The 21050-nt window shown below is 30.5% G+C and carries 21 protein-coding genes and 3 pseudogenes; all 24 read left to right on the top strand.

Features of this window, described 5'->3' with window-relative positions; genetic code table 11:
* The first annotated feature begins 176 nt into the window (after positions 1–176).
* Complete coding sequence (locus tag Q428_RS15235; RefSeq protein WP_051515134.1) at positions 177–833, top strand: YveK family protein; 657 nt, start codon at positions 177–179, stop codon at positions 831–833.
* A gap of 13 nt (positions 834–846) precedes the next feature.
* Positions 847–1596 carry a CpsD/CapB family tyrosine-protein kinase gene (locus tag Q428_RS11340; RefSeq protein ID WP_051515135.1) on the top strand — a complete coding sequence of 250 codons (750 nt, stop codon included), beginning with the start codon at positions 847–849 and terminating at the stop codon, positions 1594–1596.
* Between the two features lie 108 nt (positions 1597–1704).
* Positions 1705–3587 (top strand): annotated as a pseudogene (locus Q428_RS11345) (polysaccharide biosynthesis protein).
* Positions 3588–3623: 36 nt separating this feature from the next.
* Complete coding sequence (locus Q428_RS15490) at positions 3624–3818, top strand: transcription termination/antitermination NusG family protein (RefSeq protein WP_035381056.1); 195 nt, start codon at positions 3624–3626, stop codon at positions 3816–3818.
* Positions 3787–4122, top strand: coding sequence for a KOW motif-containing protein (locus Q428_RS11355; protein ID WP_035381058.1), 336 nt, complete (start codon positions 3787–3789; stop codon positions 4120–4122). The genes Q428_RS15490 and Q428_RS11355 overlap by 32 nt, the downstream gene beginning before the upstream one ends.
* A 161-nt stretch (positions 4123–4283) precedes the next feature.
* Positions 4284–4922, top strand: a complete 639-nt coding sequence (locus Q428_RS11360; protein ID WP_035381060.1) for a sugar transferase — start codon at positions 4284–4286, stop codon at positions 4920–4922.
* Between the two features lie 112 nt (positions 4923–5034).
* Complete coding sequence (locus Q428_RS11365) at positions 5035–5814, top strand: methionyl-tRNA formyltransferase (protein ID WP_051515136.1); 780 nt, start codon at positions 5035–5037, stop codon at positions 5812–5814.
* Entirely contained in the window at positions 5811–6677 is an 867-nt protein-coding gene (locus Q428_RS11370; RefSeq protein ID WP_035381062.1) for a polysaccharide deacetylase family protein, read from the top strand. Before Q428_RS11365 ends, Q428_RS11370 begins: the two co-directional genes overlap by 4 nt.
* A complete protein-coding gene (locus Q428_RS11375) occupies positions 6674–7636 on the top strand; it encodes an NAD-dependent epimerase/dehydratase family protein (protein ID WP_035381064.1) in 963 nt (320 codons plus the stop codon). Before Q428_RS11370 ends, Q428_RS11375 begins: the two co-directional genes overlap by 4 nt.
* A gap of 42 nt (positions 7637–7678) precedes the next feature.
* The gene (locus Q428_RS11380; RefSeq protein WP_035381065.1) at positions 7679–8545 is read left to right on the top strand and encodes a glycosyltransferase family 2 protein; all 867 of its coding nucleotides are present in this window, start codon (positions 7679–7681) and stop codon (positions 8543–8545) included.
* 56 nt (positions 8546–8601) lie between these two features.
* Positions 8602–9705 carry a glycosyltransferase family 1 protein gene (locus tag Q428_RS11385; RefSeq protein WP_051515137.1) on the top strand — a complete coding sequence of 368 codons (1104 nt, stop codon included), beginning with the start codon at positions 8602–8604 and terminating at the stop codon, positions 9703–9705.
* 13 nt (positions 9706–9718) lie between these two features.
* The gene (locus tag Q428_RS11390; protein WP_035381067.1) at positions 9719–10210 is read left to right on the top strand and encodes a glycosyltransferase; all 492 of its coding nucleotides are present in this window, start codon (positions 9719–9721) and stop codon (positions 10208–10210) included.
* Positions 10211–10214: 4 nt separating this feature from the next.
* Positions 10215–10799, top strand: coding sequence for a glycosyltransferase (locus Q428_RS11395; RefSeq protein ID WP_035381069.1), 585 nt, complete (start codon positions 10215–10217; stop codon positions 10797–10799).
* Positions 10780–12066, top strand: a complete 1287-nt coding sequence (locus tag Q428_RS11400; RefSeq protein ID WP_035381071.1) for an O-antigen ligase family protein — start codon at positions 10780–10782, stop codon at positions 12064–12066. Before Q428_RS11395 ends, Q428_RS11400 begins: the two co-directional genes overlap by 20 nt.
* Positions 12041–12952, top strand: a complete 912-nt coding sequence (locus Q428_RS11405) for an ATP-grasp fold amidoligase family protein (protein WP_035381073.1) — start codon at positions 12041–12043, stop codon at positions 12950–12952. The genes Q428_RS11400 and Q428_RS11405 overlap by 26 nt, the downstream gene beginning before the upstream one ends.
* Before the next feature lie 20 nt (positions 12953–12972).
* A pseudogene (locus Q428_RS16060) lies at positions 12973–13677 on the top strand (CapA family protein); the annotation flags it as partial.
* A gap of 42 nt (positions 13678–13719) precedes the next feature.
* Positions 13720–14121 carry a hypothetical protein gene (locus Q428_RS16065; RefSeq protein ID WP_242847831.1) on the top strand — a complete coding sequence of 134 codons (402 nt, stop codon included), beginning with the start codon at positions 13720–13722 and terminating at the stop codon, positions 14119–14121.
* Positions 14096–15577, top strand: a complete 1482-nt coding sequence (locus Q428_RS11415; protein ID WP_035381075.1) for a lipopolysaccharide biosynthesis protein — start codon at positions 14096–14098, stop codon at positions 15575–15577. Before Q428_RS16065 ends, Q428_RS11415 begins: the two co-directional genes overlap by 26 nt.
* 27 nt (positions 15578–15604) lie before the next feature.
* A pseudogene (locus Q428_RS11420) lies at positions 15605–16517 on the top strand (acyltransferase family protein).
* Between the two features lie 362 nt (positions 16518–16879).
* The gene (locus Q428_RS11425) at positions 16880–17845 is read left to right on the top strand and encodes a hypothetical protein (RefSeq protein WP_035381077.1); all 966 of its coding nucleotides are present in this window, start codon (positions 16880–16882) and stop codon (positions 17843–17845) included.
* Positions 17846–17925: 80 nt separating this feature from the next.
* Positions 17926–19293: a UDP-glucose dehydrogenase family protein gene (locus Q428_RS11430; RefSeq protein WP_035381079.1), complete on the top strand. Its 1368-nt coding sequence runs from the start codon at positions 17926–17928 to the stop codon at positions 19291–19293.
* A gap of 2 nt (positions 19294–19295) precedes the next feature.
* Positions 19296–20345: a GDP-mannose 4,6-dehydratase gene (locus tag Q428_RS11435; protein ID WP_035381081.1), complete on the top strand. Its 1050-nt coding sequence runs from the start codon at positions 19296–19298 to the stop codon at positions 20343–20345.
* 288 nt (positions 20346–20633) lie between these two features.
* Positions 20634–20813, top strand: a complete 180-nt coding sequence (locus Q428_RS11440) for a DUF1659 domain-containing protein (RefSeq protein WP_035381083.1) — start codon at positions 20634–20636, stop codon at positions 20811–20813.
* 96 nt (positions 20814–20909) lie between these two features.
* On the top strand, positions 20910–21050 hold a 141-nt coding region (locus tag Q428_RS14965), incomplete at its 3' end, for a DUF2922 domain-containing protein (RefSeq protein WP_242847830.1).

Genomic DNA, 21050 nt, shown 5'->3' on the forward strand with positions numbered 1-21050 from the left:
TAATATTTCTAAATATTTGTTACAATTTTCTTGCTGCTTTTTTTAAAAATCCGTAATATATACATTTATTTACTTAGGTGATCGTAGAAATTGCTTTCTTACCTGGGCCCTTGAAAGCAATGGAGATAGTAGGGCACCCACCACCTTACAAATCTTACATTAAGGGGGGGTTGGGTTTGGAAATTTATCAAATCTTAGACATCATTAAAAAAAGACTGTTATTGCTTCTTTTAATACCATTTCTTCTTTCAGTTATCATTGGTATTCTAAACATATATTTTATGAAACCAGTATACAAGGCAAGTACCCAGCTGATTGTTGCAAAGATTTCAGATGCAACCAGGAACAAAGTTCAATATAACGATATACTGATGTATGAAAAATTAGTTAAGACCTATGTAGAAATTGCAAAAAGTAGAACTGTAGCTCTGGAAACAATAAAAAGGCTAAACCTTGACAAAAAGCCCTTTGAAGTGCAATCTATGATAACTGCAACTCCAGCTGCTGATACACAGGTTGTAACAATTTCAATAAAAGATGAAGATAAATACAGGGCAGCCTTGATTGCAAACACACTTTCTTTAGCCTTTATAGATAGGGTAAAGCTTCTTATGAATGATGAAAATATAAAGATTATTGATACAGCCAAGATACCGGAAAAACCAATTGCACCTAATGTCAGGTTGAATATAATAATAGCATTTTTTGTAGGTTTAATTTTATCTCTTGGATTAATATTTTTTCTTGAATATTTAGATAAAACAGTAAAAAGTGTGGAAGAGGTTGAAGAATATATAAAATTACCTGTTATAGGTATAATATCAAAGATTTAATGGGGTGAATGGAATGGAAAAAATTAATTTAATTACATATAACAGCCCGAAATCACCAATAACTGAGGCATACAGAACCTTAAGAACTAACATACAATTCTCATCCTTTGATGAAAAGGTTAAGGTAATAGTTATAACCAGTACAGGACCAGGTGAAGGAAAAAGTACAACTTCTTCAAACTTAGCAGTTACTATGGCTCAGGGTGGAAACAAAACTTTATTGATAGATTGTGATCTTAGAAAATCAATGTTACATAGAAAATTTAATCTTTCAAATGAAATTGGTTTAACAAATTTGTTGGTGGATGAGCTTAATTTAGATAGAGTAATACAAAACACAAGGGTTGAAAACTTGTCTATACTGACAGCTGGTACAAAACCTCCAAATCCTGCAGAGCTTTTGGGATCAGAAAAGATGAGCTCCTTTGTTCAGGAGATGAAAAAGATTTACGATTATATAATAATTGATACTCCTCCTGTGATTATGGTTACTGATGCACAGATCTTGTCTCAATATGCCGATGGAGTGCTTTTGGTAGTGGCTTCAGGTGAAGCTGAAAAAGATGCTGTATTACGATCAAAGGAACTTTTACAAAAGGTTGATGCTAAGATACTTGGAGTTGTTTTAAACAAGATAGATGCATCATCGAAGGGTAGGTATAACTATTATTATCAATACTATTATGGTAATGATGTTAAAAATATTGATGATAAAAGAAAAAACAAACTATTAAGTATATTTACAAATAAAAGAAGTAAATGAATCATTTGATTAAATATGCAAATTTAGTCGAAAATTTAGTTAAATTCTGCTATAATATTAAATGTAACGGTTCTAAGTTAAATAGAAAGGGTGAATAAAGTGGAATTTTTGAAAAAGTGGAAACCCTTTGTTTTAATTGGAGTAGATATTATTTTAATTAATTTATCATATTTCTTTGCTTATTACTTTGTTTTCAAGGATTTTATGCCCCAGGAACAAAGATACTTTTATCTTCAACATATAGGAATTATAACTGCTATATATATTTCAATGTTTTACATATTCAGGCTTTATAGAAGCCTATGGTTTTATGCCAGCCTTGATGAATTTCTTTTTGCAGTGGCTGGATGTCTGTCAGCCAACTTATTAATTCATTTATACAGCAGGATTTTTGAAACTAACATCCCAGAAAACATTAATATACTTTCAGGGATATTTACAGTTATTCTTGTTGTAGGTTTCAGACTCTCCTTTAGGGTTTACAGAAGAATAGTAATTAAATTTTCGAAGAAAAACAGAAATAAGGAACAGAGAGTTATGATTATCGGTGCTGGAGCTGCAGGAAACCTTCTAGTTAAAGAAATGAGGGAAAACGAACATTTAAACTATCACCCCGTTGTTTTTATTGATGACAGCAAATACAAACAAGGCAGAATAATCACAGGGGTTAAGGTTTGCGGAAGAAGGCAGGACATCCCCAAAATAGTGGAAAAGGAAAATATAGATACCATTATAATTGCAATACCCTCAATTGATAAGAAAAATAGAAAAGAGATTTTGGATATTTGCAAAAACACAAACTGTAAAATAAAGATACTGCCAGGCTTTGATGAAATGTTAAATGATAAGGTATCCATAAAAAGCATCAGAGATGTTGAAGTTGAAGACCTTCTTGGCAGGGAACCGGTTAAACTTGATATGGAGGGTATAGCGGAATATATAGAGAATAAAAGGATTTTAGTTACAGGCGGAGGAGGTTCAATAGGCTCTGAGCTTTGCAGACAGATAGCAAGATTTAAACCTTACCTTCTTGTAATACTTGATATATATGAAAACAATGCTTATGATCTTCAAAATGAACTTAAATATAAATACCCAGAACTTAACCTTAGGGTAATGATTGCATCAATCAGGGATAGGAAAAGACTTGAAAACATTTTTGAAGAGATAAAACCAGATGTCGTCTTTCATGCAGCAGCTCACAAACACGTACCCCTTATGGAGGATAATCCTTCAGAGGCTATAAAGAATAATATCTTTGGAACATTAAACGTAGCAGAATGTGCTGATAAATTTAGTGTTAAACGTTTTGTTATGATATCAACAGACAAGGCAGTTAACCCAACAAATGTAATGGGGGCAACAAAAAGGGTTTGTGAAATGATTATTCAGTCAATGGACAGGGTCAGCAAAACAGAATTTGTTGCAGTACGATTTGGAAATGTTCTTGGAAGCAACGGCTCCGTGATTCCACTATTCAAAAAGCAAATATCTCAGGGAGGCCCTGTAACCTTGACTCACAGGGAAATAACAAGGTTTTTTATGACAATACCTGAGGCGGCTCAGCTTGTTCTTCAGGCAGGTGCTTTGCAAAGGGTGGAGAAATATTTGTCCTTGACATGGGTAAACCTGTAAAAATTTATGACCTGGCATATGATTTAATAAAGCTTTCTGGTCTTGAACCGGAGAAGGATGTAGAGATAAAGATAACAGGACTTAGACCAGGGGAAAAGCTTTACGAGGAACTCCTAATGGCAGAGGAGGGACTTGGAAAGACAAGACATGAAAAGATATTTATAGGCAAACCAGCCTATGAAGACATAGATGAACTTAAAAGAAAGATAGGGGAATTGAAGTTTATTGCACTAACAAGGGATAATGAATTAATTAAAAAGAAAATAGAAGAATTAGTACCCACATATAAAAGGTTTGAAATCAACGACGAAGCTGCTGTGACATTTGAGAATGGGGAAGTGTTGAATAGTAGGTAAAGAGTAAATAATTTAGCTTAAATCTGGAGGGATTCTTTGAAAGCTTATTGTGTATTTTGTAAATCAGGATTAGAGTTTTCTGTTGCTGAAAATGTAAATAAAGTTTTAGATGACTTTAGGGCAATTGTACCAACTAAAGTTCTCCTTGAAAAAAGAAGGGGGAAATGGGAAGAAAAGACTAGTATTCTTCTACCTGGTTATGTTTTTTCTCTATGGAGAAAAAGAGCTTGAAATAAACTTAAGAAATAGAGTATTTAATGTTATTAGAGTTTTAGAGTATGAAGCCGGGGCAAGGGAGCTTTCAGGAAAAGATTATGAATATGCAATGTGGATTTTTCGCAATCAAGGTACAATATTACCTTCAAAAGTTTTAACAGAAGGCAAAACAGTTAAGGTAATAGAAGGACCATTGTTAGATGAAATAGGAAAAATAATAAGACTTGATAAACACAAGAAAAAAGCTTGGGTTGAAATTGATTTCTGTGGACAAAGCAGGATAATATCATTAAGTGTAGAATGTTTAACTGAGGTATAATCTACTTTTAAAAAGCCTTATACACGTGAATCATCGACCAGTGCGTGTTCATTGTTATAAGGCAGCATAGCAAAAACCTGTAGTGCAGAACAAACTTTTTGGACGAAAGGGCGAAGCTATGCCCATTTTTAGAAAACTGTTGGAGGTTGGTGATTAGATTAATGTATAAGATTAAGATTAAAAGAACTATAGATATAATTTTATCTTCAATTGGATTTATTATTTTATCCCCTATATTTTTGATATTAATGGCAGCAATTAAAATAGATTCTAAAGGCCCTGTTTTTTTTAAACAGAAAAGAATTGGAATCAAAAAAACTCATTTTAATATATTAAAATTCAGAACCATGAGAGTAGATACACCTAAGGATACCCCAACACATCTCCTTGAAAATCCTGAACAATGGATTACAAGGGTTGGCAAGTTTTTAAGAAAAACATCATTAGACGAATTGCCACAAATAATAAACATCCTAAAGGGAGACATGAGTATAATAGGCCCTAGGCCAGCACTATGGAACCAATATGATCTAATAGCAGAGCGTGATAAATATGGTGCCAATGATATATATCCAGGACTTACAGGCTGGGCACAAATTAATGGTAGAGATGAATTACCAATAGAAGTTAAAGCAAAATTTGATGGTGAATATGTAGAGAAAATGAGTTTTATATTTGATGTTAAAATATTCTTCAAGACATTATTCAGTGTTTTAAGAAGCGAGGGTGTTGTTGAAGGTGGGACAGGGAGGTTAAAAAACAAAGATAACATCGGACCAGGAAGGACACTGGAGCATTGAGAGTAAATGATGATGTACCGTATTAAGTTTAAATGGTGAGGACGAAGTGAGAATGGGAAAGGGATTAGAAGATTAACTATACAATAAATAATAGACGAGAAGAGGGGATGTTGTGATAAAAGTAATAATCATGACTCAGCAAGATAGGTTTTTCATTCCAAAGAATATACAGAAAATAATTGATAATTCAGAAGTACTTGAAATAGTGAATGTTGAATGTAAAAGTTCATTACAAAATAAGTTATCAGATTTTATAAAATGGTTTGGTATTTTCCAAGTAGGAAAGATGGGTATAGTTACAGTTCTACGTTCCTTAGCAGGTAAAATAGACAAGCTATTTGGTTATAAACTATATCATGGTTTATGTGGAGTAGAACATGTAGCAAAAAAGAATAACATTCCATATAAAGTTATTAATAATTCAAATAGTGAAGATTTTTATAAAGAGGTAAAAGAGCTAAAGCCAGATGTAATTCTTTCTTTCTCAGCTCCTCAAGTTATTAAAGAGCCATTACTTTCATGTCCAAAGTATGGCATTTTGAATGTTCATGGTAGTTTACTACCAGATTACAGAGGATGTATGCCAAGCTTCTGGTACATATTTAATGAAGAGGAGTATGGTGGAGCAACAGTTCACTACATGTCTGCAAAGATTGATGATGGAGATATAGTAGCTCAAGATAAAGTTTATATAGGCGATTGTAAATCAATGTTTGAACTTATGGAAAGAACTAAAAGAGTTGGTGGGGACATGATGGTGAAAACTATCAAAGCTTTGGAAGCTGATAAATTAGAAAGAAGACCTAACATTGCATCTGAAGGCAGATATTTCACATGGCCAACAGCAGAGCAAGGTAAGGAATTTAGAGCTAAAAGGAAGCGTTTAATATGAGAAAGTATTTTTTAACAATGGATCTTGAAGAATGGTATCATCTTGAATACCTAAAAGACTATAAGGATGTAATAGCTTCAAAGCAAAGATTTGCGCCTCAAGTTATACCATTTCTTAAGAAAATGGCAGATGAGGGAGTGTATCTAACAGTTTTTGTACTTGAAGATGTAGCTAAAGATCACCCAGAAGTAGTTAGAGAAATTGCTAAAATGGGTCATGAAATAGCTTGCCATGGTCAACACCATGAACTAGTTTATGAGTTAAGTGTTGATGAGTTTAGAAAAAGTATTGGAGAGTCAAAGAAGACTCTTGAAGAAATAACTGGTGAAAAAGTTAAAGGTTATAGAGCACCATGTTTTTCAATGGAAAATGAAAAGCTTGATGTACTTTGGGAGTTAGGTTTTAAATATGATGCAAGTCTTATAAGGTTTAAAGAGCATAAGCTTTACAATGTTATGGACATGTCATCATTTAAAAACATTGAAAGCATGGTTTATAGAAAAGAAGATAAGTATGAGTTTGAAACTCCTACATTAGATATAATGGGTAAATCCATTCCAATCTCAGGTGGTGGATACTTCAGATTATTCCCACTATGGCTTATGAAATACTTCATGAAAAAACATTGGGAAAAAGAAGAAAACTTCATATTCTATATACATCCATTTGAAGTGGTTGGTGAAATTCTTGAGAATGGCAAGAAGATGGGTAAGAAGAATTATTTTAGATTCCAAGTGGGTAGACCTACATTACAGAAGAAGTTGCTTAAATATATAAATTGGCTAAAGAAACAGGATGTGGAGTTTGTTAAATTTGAGGATTATATTACGAAAGAAACTAATAAAGAAGGTATGGTAATATGAAGGTACTCATAACAGGAATTAATGGAAGAATAGGACAATATGTTGCTAAAGGTTTGTTAGCAAAAGGTTATGAAGTACTTGGTATAGATATAGCAGATAATATAAATTCAGCTTTAAGTGAATGTTCATATGTTAAAGCTGATATTACAAATATGAGTAATTTAGAAGAAACTTTAAAGAATTATAAAATAGACCAAGTTGTGCACTTAGCTGCACTTGCTCACTTTTCATCAAATAATATTACCTTAGAAGATTTTATGAAGATAAACTGTGAAGCTTCTTTAAATGTTGCAAAAGTGGCTCAAATGTGTGGTGCTAAAAAGTTTTTATTTTCAAGCACAGTTGAGGTTTATGGACAAACAGGAGAATTAATTGTTAATGAAAATACTCCATGCAATCCAAAAACTAATTATGGTAAGAGTAAATATGAAGCAGAGAAGAAGCTAAGTGAATACCTAAGTTCAGTAGGAGTTGAATATTTTGTTTATAGGTTCACACCAGTTTATTTAAAAGAGTACACTAAAGACTTAGATAAAAGAGTTCTTTTACCTAAGGGCATAGGAGCATATTACTTTAAGGATGGAAATCATAAATTCAGTCTTTGTTCTGTTAATAATATAGTAGATAGTGTGGTTGCATTTATGGAAGGAAAAATCCAATCTGGAGTATACATTGTTAGTGATAAGCAAGCTTTGACAGCTAAAGAAATAGCAATTATGAAAAAAGATAAAGGTGAGGCAAAACGAGTTATTAAAATGCCTTATGGATTAATTTATTTAGGTTTAAGTATGCTTTCATGGATACTTGAGAAAACTGGAAAAGCTGAAAAAGGTTTGTTGATTAACAATTTAAATAAATTAGTGAAACCTGTTTGTTATGATAGTTTGAAGATAAGTAAAAAGGTTGAGTTGAAGTGGAATATTGAGAATACGTTATATAGTAATCAGCAGGATGATTAGGAAATTTTTAAAATTTATTTATTTTATGGAGGATAAGCTAAAATGATAGATTTAACAGCAATCATTTTAACAAAAAATGAAAGTAAAAATATTGTAGACTGCTTGAATTCAATAAAAGGCTTTGCAAAAAGAGTGGTGGTAGTTGACTCAGGAAGTACTGATAATACAGTTGAATTAGCAAAAAATCTTGGAGCAAATGTCTATACTCATCCATTTGAAAATTATGCTAGGCAGTTTAATTGGGCGTTAGACAATACTAATATTGATACAAAATGGGTACTTAGATTAGATGCAGATGAAAGATTTACTCCTGAATTATGTAAAGAATTAGAATTAAAAATGAAACTTCACGATAATGATGATGTGAATGGCTTCACAATGGAGGCATGGCTTTATTTTATGGGCAAATGTTTAAAACATGGTGGACCAAAGAAAAGAAAGTTAATGGTATTTAAATATGGAGTTGGTAGAATCGAAGATAGAAAGATGGATGAACATACTATTCTATCAGAAGGAAGATCTTTACCATTAAAAGAAAGATTCTTGCATTATGATTTTAAGGATCTGAATTATTTTATTGCTAAATATAACTGGTATGCAACAAGAGAAATGCAAGATTACTTCGATTTTATAAATGGTAATAGTAATGAAAATGTTTTTGCTGATAAAAAAATTGAAAATATAAGAAAAAAGAAATTTGGGATATATTACAAGGCACCGGCGTTTTTTAGAGCAAAGTTATTGTTCATACTTAATTACTATTTCAAACTAGGGTTCCTTGATGGTAAGGAAGGGTATATATATCACTTTTTACATACATATTGGTATAGATATTTGGTTGATGCAAAGATATATGAACAGATGCTAACAAATAAGCCATTTGAAGAAACAGGAGATTTAAAAATTTAGTTTTTTTATATAGAATGGGAATTTTGATAAAAAGTAAAACAAGTTGGTGAAAAATATTGAATTACAAAAATATAAAACTTTTAATTATATCTACAACAAAATTTGATTTGGATGGTATTACAAATGTAATTTTAAATTATTATCGAAGTATAGATAAATCAGATATGCAAATCGATTTTGTTATTCCTAATGACATTAGAATGGATTTTAAAAAAGAAATAGAATCATATGGAAGTCGTATATATATTGTAGAAGGGCGAATGAGAAACCCGCTTTTATATGTAAGTAAGTTAATAAAAATTATTAATGAAAATAATTATAATATCGTTCATGCACATGGAAATAGTTGTACTCTTGCATTAGAAATGTATGCAGCTAAAAAAGGTGGCGTGAGAGTACGGATACCACATAGTCATAGCAGTAAAAATAAATATAAACTTGCGCATAATATCTTGAGAAAACCATTCGATACATTGTATACACATGCTTTTGCATGTAGTCAAAAAGCTGGTCAGTGGTTATATAATGGGGAAGCGTTTGAAATTATCAATAATGGTATTGAAGTTATAAAGTATAAATATAATGCAGAAATACGTGAAAAATATAGAAATAAATATAATCTTATAGGAAAAAAAGTGATAGGGCATATTGGACATTTTACTTATCCTAAAAATCATGAATACTTAATAAGTATTTTTGCAGAACTAATTAATATTAATAATGATTATCGATTAATACTGATAGGGGATGGAGAATTAAAGCCAAGTATTGAAAAGAAAGTAAGTGAACTTGGTTTAACAAATAAAGTTATTTTCACAGGAAAAACATTAGATGTTCCTCAACTTATGCAAGCTATGGACATGATTGTAATGCCATCTAGATTTGAAGGATTACCACTTACATTAGTCGAAGCTCAGTCATCATGTTTACCATGCTTTGTTTCTGATGCTGTTTCAAAAGAAGTTGCAATTACAGATTTGGTTCAGTTTATATCATTAGAAAAATCACCAAAAGAATGGGCAGAACAAATTGATAGTTTAGAACATGTAAATCGTGAAGAAATAAAGGAATCTATTTATAAACAAATTGTAAACGCAGGTTATAGTATTACAGATAATGCGAAAAGAATGAAAGAATTATACAAGAAATTCATAGAGTAGGTGGAAAATTAATATGAAGAAACTTACATTTGTAACAAGAAATATGAAGGCCGGTGGTGCAGAACGTGTTATCTCACAACTGGTAAATAATTTTAATAGAGCAGGAATACAATGTATAATTATTACCCTTGATAATGAAGAAATTTTCTATCGATTAGATAATGCAGTTAAAGTACATGCTATTGGAAGAAAGTCTAGCAATTCATATCTCGATAAATTCCTAAAATATAAGGAGTTAAGGCGATATATTAATGTAAACAAACCTGATATTGTATTAGCTCTTCCCGAAGATATTGGAATATATGTAATTCCGGCTCTTTTGGGAACTAAAATACCTGTAGTTGTTTCAGAAAGAAATAATCCTTGGGTTATGCCATATAAAAAAATCACTCGTATTTTAAGAAGAATATTTTATCCGTTAGCGGATGGATTTATTTTTCAAACTGAACAAGCAGCAAGTTTTTTTTCACCAAATATACGAAAAAAAAGGTATAGTATTACCTAATCCATTGGATATAGAACGAATTCCTAAACCATGGGAAGGAGATAGAGTTAAAGAAGTTGTTGGAGCAGGCAGATTGGATAAGCAGAAAAATTTTCCGTTATTGATAGAAGCTTTTGCAAAATTTTATAAAAGCCATTCAGACTACGTGCTTAAAATATATGGAGATGGGCCGCTTAGGGAAGAATTAATTAGATATGCAGAATCTCTTCTACCAAAAGATGCATACTGTTTTCCAGGAAGAACAACAGAGTTATTAGAAAAGATTAAAAGTGCGTCAATGTTCGTTTTAAGTTCTGATTATGAGGGTATGCCAAACGTAGTTATAGAAGCAATGGCTATGGGAATGCCTGTTATTTCTACAGATTGTCCATCTGGTGGATCTTCATATCTGATTCAAAATGGTAATAATGGAATACTTACTCCCGTAGGGGAGGTAGATGCATTAAGCGAAGCAATGTGTAAAGTAGCAGAATCAGAAAAGTTTGCAATAAAAATTAGTAGGGAAGCAGAAAAAATTAAAAATGTATTAGATGCCGAAGTTGTAGCAGAAAAGTGGAGGGAATATTTAGATGAAATTAGTAAAGGATGAAATTCCTCCTTATGTAAAAAACAGAAATATTAGAAATAAAAAAATATATATAAGTGGTAAATCAGTATGCTGGTTTTTGCTTGTCATACAGTTATTAATGGCTAATATAACAAAACACTCAGTATACTATCAAATTTCTGCTTTAATGTTTATGTTTTCAAGTTTCTTGTATTTATTTTTACATAAAGGAATTAGAATAAATAAATACTATATCATAACTTTTGTTTTTATTATTTATAATTCAATTATTATAACTCTAGGAGATGTAATTAATAAAACGCACTCTACTAATATGGTTAAAACAATTAGTATAAATCTGATTTTACTTATTTTGTTTTATAGTTTTATATCTTATGTTCAAGATACAGAGAAATTATTAAAACTCTATGTAAACGTATCGGCTATTACTGATATTATAATTTTATTTATTTTCAGAGATTCACTGAATACTGGTAGATTAGCTTTTTCATGGGGAGATTCCGTAAGTAGTTATAAAATTTTTGGAATTGAAGTAATAACAGCAGGATCTAATGGTATAGCATATTTTTCTGCAATTGCATTTTTACTAGCATCTTATTTATTTTTTACAAAAGGAAAGAAATGTATATATTTGTTTTACGACTTGTTGTTCATATGTACAATATTATTAACAGGTTCAAGAAAAGGGATATTTATTTTGGTTATAGGATTTGTTTGTTTAGCAAATATATTAAGTAAACATGGGAAAAAAGTGTTTTATATAACGGTAGCAATAATCATTGCTATTTTAATATATTTTTTATCACAAAATATTCCTTTACTATATGAAATTATGGGTTCTAGATTAAATGAATTATTTAATTTGATATTTAAAAAACAAGTTAGTGATTCTTCAATTAATACAAGAATGAGATTGATTGAGATGGCAATTGGCTTTGCAAAAGAACGTCCAATATTTGGTTATGGTCTTGATGCTTTCCGTATATTAGGACCTTGGGGTATTATTACTGATAATAATTATTTGGAAATTATAGTATCAAGTGGTATTGTAGGGCTTATAATTTATTATTCATATATTATATTTGTATTAAGAGATTATTTTTTACTAAAGAATAAGAGCAAAATATGCAAGTTATTTTTTATCATTTTTATTTTGAATTTAATTATTGAGTATGGTTCAGTAACATATTTTGAACGAAATTTTGGATTTATTAATGCGATGCTTTTTTATATTTTACAAACGGAAAAGAAGGAGAGACAATATGAGTTGGGAAAAGAACAATATTAGTATAAGACGTTGTATTTCATATATATGGCATTTACCAAGTATTCAATTTTTTGTACCTGATAAGTTGTATTTAAGATTGCAGTACAAGAATTTCACAGGTAAAAAGCTTGATTTAAATAATCCTCAAACTTTCAATGAAAAGCTCCAATGGCTAAAATTATACGACAGAAACCCATTATACACGCAATTGGTGGACAAGTATGAAGTTAGAAAATATATAGCAGAAACTATAGGAGAAGAATATCTTATTCCATTAATAGGAGTATGGGATAAGTTTGAAGACATTGATTTTTCAAAATTGCCAAATCAATTTGTATTAAAGCCAAATCATACATCGGGTAATATTTTCATATGTAAAGATAAATCAAAGATAGATTACGTTGAATTAAGAAAAGAAGTCAATATGTGGCTTAAGAGAAGGTATTATTGGGTTCATAGGGAATGGCCATATAAAAATGTAAAGCCAAGAATTATATGTGAAAAATATATGGTAGATGAATCTAGCGTAGAGCTTAAAGATTATAAATTTATGTGTTTTAATGGTGAAGTAAAATGCTCTTTTGTTTGTTTAAATAGATATTCTTCAAATGGGTTAAATGTGGATTTTTATGATATGGATTGGAATCCTATGCCGTTTGAAAGACATTATGCAAGTAGTGGAACAGTAATAACTAAACCAAAGAATTTTGACAAAATGGTTAAGTTTGCAGAAAAATTATCCAAAGATATGTCATTTGTAAGAGTAGATTTTTATGAAACAAATGGGCAATTATATTTTGGAGAACTCACATTTTATCCGGGTTCAGGATTTGAAGAATTTACACCGGAGTCATATGATTATTTACTAGGTAGTTGGATAAAATTACCCTCAAAGATAGATAAGTAAATAATAAGGGAGAATACTATATGCAATTATTAATAGCTGGTGACTTAGTACCAACAAAACCAAATATAGCTTTATTCAATAAAGGCGATTCAAAATCTTTACTTGGAGAAGAGTTATATTCACTATGGGATTCTGCGGATATAAGGATTTTCAATTTAGAAGTGCCTCTTACAGAAAAAGAAGAACCTATACCAAAGTGTGGACCTAATCTTATAGCACCTACAAGTACTATAAATGGAATTAAGGCGCTTAATCCATCATTGCTTACTTTAGCTAATAATCATATTCTTGATCAGGGAGAACTGGGTTTTAAATCAACTCAAGATATCTTAAATAAAAACAATATACCTTTTATTGGGATAGGTAATAATCTATCTGAGGCAAGTAAACCTTATATAATTCAACAAGATGGATTAAAGATTGGTGTATATAATTGTGCAGAGCATGAATTTACTATAGCAACTGAAGAAACTCCTGGGGCTAATCCGTTTGAACCATTAGAAAGTCTGGATCAAATACACAATTTAAAAGAAGAGTGTGATTACGTTATAGTTTTGTATCACGGCGGCAAAGAGCATTATCGTTATCCATCACCTTATCTTCAAAAAGTTTGTAGAAAAATGGCTCAAAAATGAGCAGATTTAGTTATATGTCAGCATAGCCATTGTATTGGCTGTTTTGAGAATTATGAAGACTCAACTATTGTATATGGACAAGGGAATTTTATATTCGACTATTCCGATAGCGAATATTGGCAAACAAGTTTATTGATAAAAGTAGATATTAAGGATGTACTTAACATAGAGTATATCCCTATAGTAAAAAAAGAAAATGTTGTACGTTTAGCAGAAGTAAAAGTAGGACAAGAAATACTATCAGCGTTTGATAAACGTTCAGAGGAAATATTACAAGAAGGGTTTATTAAAGAACAGTATAGAAAATTTGCAGAAAAAAGTATTGAAAATTACTTAAAAAATCTTTCTGGATTTGGAAAATGGTTATCTAGAGTTGATAGATATTTGTTAAAGGGGAATTTGCTTAAAAATAAATATAATAAAAAGAAACTATTAGCAATACAAAATCACGTGGAATGTGAAGCTCATAGAGAATTAGTTCTTTGTGGTTTAAAAGGAGAAATTAATAGTGAAGGAAGAAAATTTGAAAAATAAATTTGTAAATGCAACTAAATGGTCAACCGTTACAGAAATAGCTGCAAAATTAGTTAGCCCTGTTACTAATATGATTTTGGTTAGAATTATTTCACCAGAAGCTTTCGGTGTAGTTGCTACTGTAACCATGATTATGAGTTTCGCAGATATGTTTACTGATGCAGGGTTTCAGAAATATTTGGTGCAGCATGAATTCGAGGATGAAAATGAAAAATATAAGAATGCTAATGTAGCTTTTTGGACTAACTTTGGAATATCTATTTTTTTATGGCTAATTAGTATAGTATTTCGTGAACAAATTGCTGTATCAGTAGGTAATCCTGGTTTGGGAAATGTAATTGCTATAGCTTGTGTTCAGCTATTACTTACATCCTTTTCAAGTATACAAATGGCACTTTATAGGCGGGACTTTGATTTTAAAACACTTTTTTTAGTTCGAATGGTAGCAGTGTGTATACCATTTGCTGTAACAATACCATTAGCTCTTTTAGGACTAAGCTATTGGTCACTTATTATTGGGACTATAGTTATGCAGTTTTCAAATGCAATTATACTTACCATAAAATCAAAGTGGAAACCACATTTGTTCTATAAAATAGAAATATTAAAAGAAATGCTGTCCTTTAGTATATGGTCATTAGTTGAGGCTATTTCAATCTGGTTTACTGCATGGGCAGATGTCTTTATTATGGGAACTGCTTTAAGTCAGTATTACTTAGGAATATATAAGACATCAACTACTATGGTAAATGCACTTATGTCACTAATAACTGCATCAATAGTACCAGTACTTTTTTCAGCATTATCTCGGTTGCAAGATGATGACGAAAAGTTTAAAAATATGTATTTAAATACTCAAAGACTTGTTTCTGTTTTTGTATTTCCACTTGGCATAGGAATATATCTATATAGTGATTTAGCTACAAGAATAATGTTAGGTAGTAAATGGAGTGAAGCTAGTGGGGTTATAGGTGTATGGGCACTAACTAGTGCAATAACGATAGTTTTATCACATTTTAATAGTGAAGTATATAGAGCAAAAGGGAAACCTAAATTATCATTTTTATCACAAGTGTTACATTTAGTTGTTCTTGTTCCAGTTTGCATAGTAAGTTCAAAATATGGATTTTGGCCATTAGTTTATTCAAGAGCATGGATACGTATGGAAGGTATATTGGTTGGTCTAATTATAATGAAGGTTGGAATAGGATTTCCAGTGAGGGAAATATTTAAAAACGTGATGCCAACAGCAATTTCAGCCATTGCTATGGGGGGGCTAGGTTATTTACTACAACAAATAAGTAAAGGAATATTGTGGAGCTTTGTATCAATTATAATATGTTCCTTATTTTATTTTGGGGTGTTGTATTTGTTTCCAAGTATGAGACGAAAAATGAATGGAATAGTTAAAAAGATTGATAAGAGATTGTTTAAAGGTAAATATATTTCAGAGTAATTCTAATTGAAAGGTAGATGTCATAAATTGAAAAATTTAGAAAGTAAAGATAATATATTATATAACATTTTCATTCTAAATAGTATTGCTATTATTTTAGTTATATTAGGACATAGCGGGTGTATATATGCAGGAAAATGGGATTATAAAGTATTTTACAATAGCTCAATTATAATTAAATTTATAACAGATTACATATATAGTTTTCATATGCCATTGTTTGTTTTTATTTCAGGTTATTTGTACTGCTGTGAAAAAAATGGGAAAATACGAATCTTTTAAAGGGTTTATTCTTAAAAAATTCAAAAGGCTAATAGTACCATATTTAATGATAGGTACTCTATTTATGTTGCCAATAAAAATGGTATTTTATTTAGATAATAATAGAGCTCCATATTTTAAAAGAGTCCTAAACGAAATACTTTTAGCTAAAGTGCCGAGTCATTTATGGTTTATCTTGATGTTGTTTAATTTGTTTATTATATTTTACTTTGTTGAAAAATATTTAAATAAGAATAATATTGTGGTTAACATATTCATATTATTCATAGTCTCAATATTATCGATTAAATTGCCGAATATATATCAAATTTCTCAAAGTCTACAGTATTTATTGTTTTTTTACATAGGATATAGTTTTTATAAATATAGAGATGTGATTATCTCTATAAAAAACAAATGGATATTATTTTTTATAGTTCATAGTGTTATTTTTAATATTGCATATTTTATAATTAATAATTTAAAATTAAGTGGTACAAAATTAATTGGCTTAAAGCTTTTTAGCTTAACTTATGATAAATTTATAGCCTTCTTTGGAATAACATTTATTTTCACGTTGATAGAATTTTTACTAAATAAACAAGAAAATACAAGTCATAAACTTGTTAATAGTAAATTATTAGATAAAATGTCAAAAATAATTATTTTATATATTTAGTGCATCAACCCATAATGTTAGTTATTTTAAAAAATATAAGAAATATTCAGATTAAACCTATTATTGTTTATAGTATTTTGTTTTGGAGTACGTTAGCTATTTCGTTTAGTTTAGCTGAAATTTATTATTTTATAGTGCATAAATGGATAAAAATAAGGAGACTAAAATTAAGTGGTGAGATATAGATAAATTTTAATAGTAATTGATATTCAGGTTAGACTTCCGTAGTGTTAGTATGGACTTTATATATCTCAAAATATTATAATAATAGATTGTTAGGTATGTAATAAAATAATTAGCAGTCAATAATAATAATTTGGAGTTAAAAAATAAAGACTAAATTATGAATGGAGGATAGCGTAATGGAAATAGATTTGTTCACTGAATTTAAAGAAAGAATTGGAACTGAATATGAAATCTTAAAGAAGTGCTTGAAGTATTATGATTCAGATTCATTGGATGTAAGAGAATACTCTAATCAAGAAAATGATAAGGTATTATTAAAAATGGAGATGCGTGAATCAATAAGAGATTCTGTTGCAAAATCTATTACACAAGAACTATTTTTACCACTAGTTTTTGTTAACTTATTCAAAATATTAGATGAATTACTTATATATGCTTATGGAGTATCTATGGGAAAAATAATTAATCCTTATATGGGTTATACTTTGAAATCTAACCTATTTTTAGGTCAAGATGTTGAGTTCAAAAAAGAAAAATATTCAGGGTTGGATATGAGTAAGCTTGTGGTTTGCAAAGATTTAAATATATTGTGTGATAAGTCTTGGTGTCAAAAATATATAAAACTATATAGCAATCTATATGAGAAAAGAAATACATTAGTTCACAATAAATATTTGGTTGAGGATAATAAAATTAAATTTTATACAGGTTCTGGACAAACAGAAGAGCTTAGTTTTGATGATATATATTATTTAATGCAGGTTATTCTTTATGGAGTAGATCAAGTGATAAATACAGAGAGCTATAGGAAATTTAGTAGAATTGACTATTATTATGGAAGTTTAAGTTTTATAAGTAATAATACAAACAATTTTAATAAATTTATACCAGGACTAATTTGTGTTATTAAATGTGAATGTACAGAGCTAAATAAATTAAAAGAAGACGTAGAAAAACTCAGAAATAGAATTGTTAATACTAATAAACATGAGATAGATTATCTAAAGATAATCCATAATAAAATTGAATATTTAATACCATTTGATGTTTATGAACGTATCACCGATAATGTTAATTTAAAAGATTTAGAAGAGTATAAATCAAAGAATGTAAATGATTATGAGGAGCTAAGAGATTTGTAATAGATATAGTACTAATCTTTAGATATAAAAAATATATATTGATTTAAATAAAATTACACTTAAAAGGAAGGTAATGCATTATGAACAAAATAGCAGTAGCAGGGACAGGCTACGTTGGCTTAGTGGCTGGGGTATGCTTTGCCGAAGTAGGTCATCAAGTTACCTGTGTTGATATTGATGAAAATAAAGTTAGATTAATGGAGAGTGGAGTATCTCCAATATATGAAGCAGACTTAGAAGAGTTAATGCAAAAGAATTATGCAGCTGGTAGGCTTCATTATACTACAGATTATAAAAGTGCTTATAAAGACGCTGATGCCATATTTATTGGCGTTGGAACTCCAGAGCAGCCAGATGGTTCTGCAAATTTAAGCTACATAGCTACAGTTGCAAGGCAGATAGCTGAAACTGTAGAAAAGGACTGCCTTGTAGTAGTTAAGTCAACTGTACCTGTTGGCACTAATGATAAGGTAGAGAAGTTTATTAAAGACTTTTTAGTTAATGATGTTAAAGTTGAGGTGGCTTCAAATCCTGAATTCTTAGCTCAGGGTTCAGCAGTTCATGATACACTTCATGCTGCAAGAATAATAATTGGAACTGAAAGCAAGTGGGCAGAGGAGATGCTAAGAAAAATATATGAACCCTTTAATCTTCCTATTGTATCTGTAAGCAGACGCTCTGCTGAGATGATAAAATATGCTTCAAATGATTTTCTTGCACTTAAAATATCCTATATGAATGATATTGCAAATCTTTGTGAACTTGTTGGGGCTGATATTCAAGATGTGGCTAAGGGCATGAGTTATGATGAACGTATTGGGGCTAAATTTTTAAATGCAGGTATTGGCTATGGAGGTTCCTGTTTCCCAAAGGATACAAAGGCTCTTGAATATTTAGCAAGGCAGCATGGTTATGAACTTAGAACTATTAAAGCTGCTATTGATGTGAATAAAGACCAGAAGACTATGCTTTATAAAAAGGCTTGCAGGAGGCTTATTACGTTTAGTGGTTTAAAAGTTGCTATTCTTGGACTTACCTTTAAACCAGGAACTGACGATTTAAGGGAAGCTCCATCCCTTGAAAATATACCTTTACTATTAGATGCAGGAGCTGATATTTATGCCTATGATCCTGTGGGAATAGAAAACTTTAAAAAGAAATACTCAGAGGGCAAAAATGGACAAGGCTCAATTAAATATGTTGAAAGTGTTGAAGAAGCGTTAAAGGATGCTAATGTTTGCTTTATATTTACAGAATGGGGAGAGATTAAAGCTGTAAAACCTGAGCAATACAAAAAATTAATGAGAACTGCATTGGTATATGATGGAAGAAACATATATGATGTTGAAGCAATGTTTAAAGCAGGAGTAGAATATTACTCTATAGGCAGACCATATATGAAGATAGCAGAAATGAATTCAGAAGCTGCTGCAACTAAGGAGGCATAAAAGTGAACTATAATTCTTTGGATACATCTAAAACATATTTAATTACTGGTGCTGCTGGGTTTATCGGATTTTATTTATCAAAGAAACTTTTAGAAAAAGGTTGCAGGGTAATTGGTATTGATAATATAAATGATTATTATGATGTAAATCTTAAGTATTCAAGGCTTGAAAAGCTAAAACCCTTTGAGAATTTTATATTTATTAAAGGGGATATTTCAGATAAGTCAATGATAATGGATATATTTAAGGAATATAAGCCTGACATTGCAGTTAATCTTGCGGCACAGGCTGGTGTTAGATATTCTATTGAAAATCCTGATGTATATATAGGAAGTAATATTATTGGCTTTTTCAACATTCTTGAAGCCTGCAGGTTTAATCCTGTAGAGCATCTTGTATATGCATCTTCAAGTTCAGTATACGGGTCAAATAAAAAAGTACCTTTTGAAGAGACTGATTTTGTCGATAACCCAGTATCTCTTTATGCTGCTACAAAAAAATCTAATGAACTTATGGCTCATACCTATAGCCATCTTTATAAAATACCAGCTACGGGATTAAGATTTTTTACAGTCTATGGTCCTATGGGAAGGCCGGATATGGCATATTTTAGTTTTACAGATAAATATTTTAAAGGAGAACCTATAAAGATATTTAATAACGGTGATTTTGAGAATGATTTATACAGGGATTTTACTTATATTGATGATATTGTTGAGGGTATTGAAAGGCTTCTTTGCAATCCTCCTATTGAAAGTATAGATGATACAGGGCAAAATACAGCACCCCACAGGGTTTATAATATTGGAAACAATAGCCCTGAAAAGTTAATGAAGTTTATATGGACGTTGGAGAAAGCACTTAGCAGGACGTTAGGAAGGGAAGTTGTTTTTGAAAAGATTTTTGAACCTTTAAAGGCAGGAGATGTACCTAAAACCTATGCATCTACGGATAGATTGTTTGAAGCGGTAGGCTTTAAACCTTCAACAAGTATAGAGGAAGGTCTACAAAGATTCGCTAATTGGTATGTTAAGTATTATGGGGTGAGGTAATTTATAAAAGATAATGTTTAAAAATGGTTTTATGAAAGAGGATAAATGTAAGTGTCAAAAATTTAGACCATATACACAGAGGGACATTTAAGTGCTGTTCTGCAATAGGATATAATATCAAGGTTGATATGGAATATATAATTGATTTTTAATAGGACAATTCATTAAGTATTAAAAACTTAGTGGATTGTCTTTTTATTTTTTCCATTGTAATATGAAAATTTTTTTAAAGTTATATATAAACTTTTATCTTCCCCCAACTTATATAAGTGAAAGGGGGTGAAAAGGATGGCAGTGAATTCAGTTAAGTTAACATCAGCTTTAGTGATGAAGGTTAAAACTGGAGTTGATGGAAAGGGAAATGACATTTTTAAGAACATTACCTTTAAAAGGGTAAACCCAGGGGTAGTTAAGGAAGATGTTTTTGCAGTGGCACAGGTATATCATCAATACTTGCTGTTCCAGTAAGTTCAGTTCAAAGACAGGATTTAGATGAGCTTGTAAATGAATAATGAATTTAAATTTAGGTAGGAAGGTGGTGAAAACATGGCAAAGAGTCTTCAGATGGTTTTTCAAAACCAGGCAGGGAAGAATGTGTCAATAAATGTTCCAGAGGTTAAAGATAACCTAACAGAAGCTGAAGTTAGGCCATTGATGGATCTTATAATTTCAAAAAACATCTTTGACACAACAGGAGGAAGTCTG

The sequence above is a fragment of the Fervidicella metallireducens AeB genome (assembly GCF_000601455.1).
Classification (GTDB): domain Bacteria; phylum Bacillota; class Clostridia; order Clostridiales; family Caloramatoraceae; genus Fervidicella; species Fervidicella metallireducens.

Excerpts from the sequence above, each read along its gene's own strand:
- Q428_RS11375 (WP_035381064.1), top strand. The coding sequence starts at position 6,674 with ATGAAGGTACTCATAACAGGAATTAATGGAAGAATAGGACAATATGTT.
- Q428_RS11380 (WP_035381065.1), top strand. The coding sequence starts at position 7,679 with ATGATAGATTTAACAGCAATCATTTTAACAAAAAATGAAAGTAAAAAT.
- Q428_RS11340 (WP_051515135.1), top strand. The coding sequence starts at position 847 with ATGGAAAAAATTAATTTAATTACATATAACAGCCCGAAATCACCAATA.
- Q428_RS11360 (WP_035381060.1), top strand. The coding sequence starts at position 4,284 with ATGTATAAGATTAAGATTAAAAGAACTATAGATATAATTTTATCTTCA.
- Q428_RS11390 (WP_035381067.1), top strand. The coding sequence starts at position 9,719 with ATGAAGAAACTTACATTTGTAACAAGAAATATGAAGGCCGGTGGTGCA.
- Q428_RS11430 (WP_035381079.1), top strand. The coding sequence starts at position 17,926 with ATGAACAAAATAGCAGTAGCAGGGACAGGCTACGTTGGCTTAGTGGCT.
- Q428_RS11425 (WP_035381077.1), top strand. The coding sequence starts at position 16,880 with ATGGAAATAGATTTGTTCACTGAATTTAAAGAAAGAATTGGAACTGAA.
- Q428_RS11370 (WP_035381062.1), top strand. The coding sequence starts at position 5,811 with ATGAGAAAGTATTTTTTAACAATGGATCTTGAAGAATGGTATCATCTT.
- Q428_RS11355 (WP_035381058.1), top strand. The coding sequence starts at position 3,787 with ATGTTTTTTCTCTATGGAGAAAAAGAGCTTGAAATAAACTTAAGAAAT.
- Q428_RS11400 (WP_035381071.1), top strand. The coding sequence starts at position 10,780 with ATGAAATTAGTAAAGGATGAAATTCCTCCTTATGTAAAAAACAGAAAT.
- Q428_RS11440 (WP_035381083.1), top strand. The coding sequence starts at position 20,634 with ATGGCAGTGAATTCAGTTAAGTTAACATCAGCTTTAGTGATGAAGGTT.
- Q428_RS11405 (WP_035381073.1), top strand. The coding sequence starts at position 12,041 with ATGAGTTGGGAAAAGAACAATATTAGTATAAGACGTTGTATTTCATAT.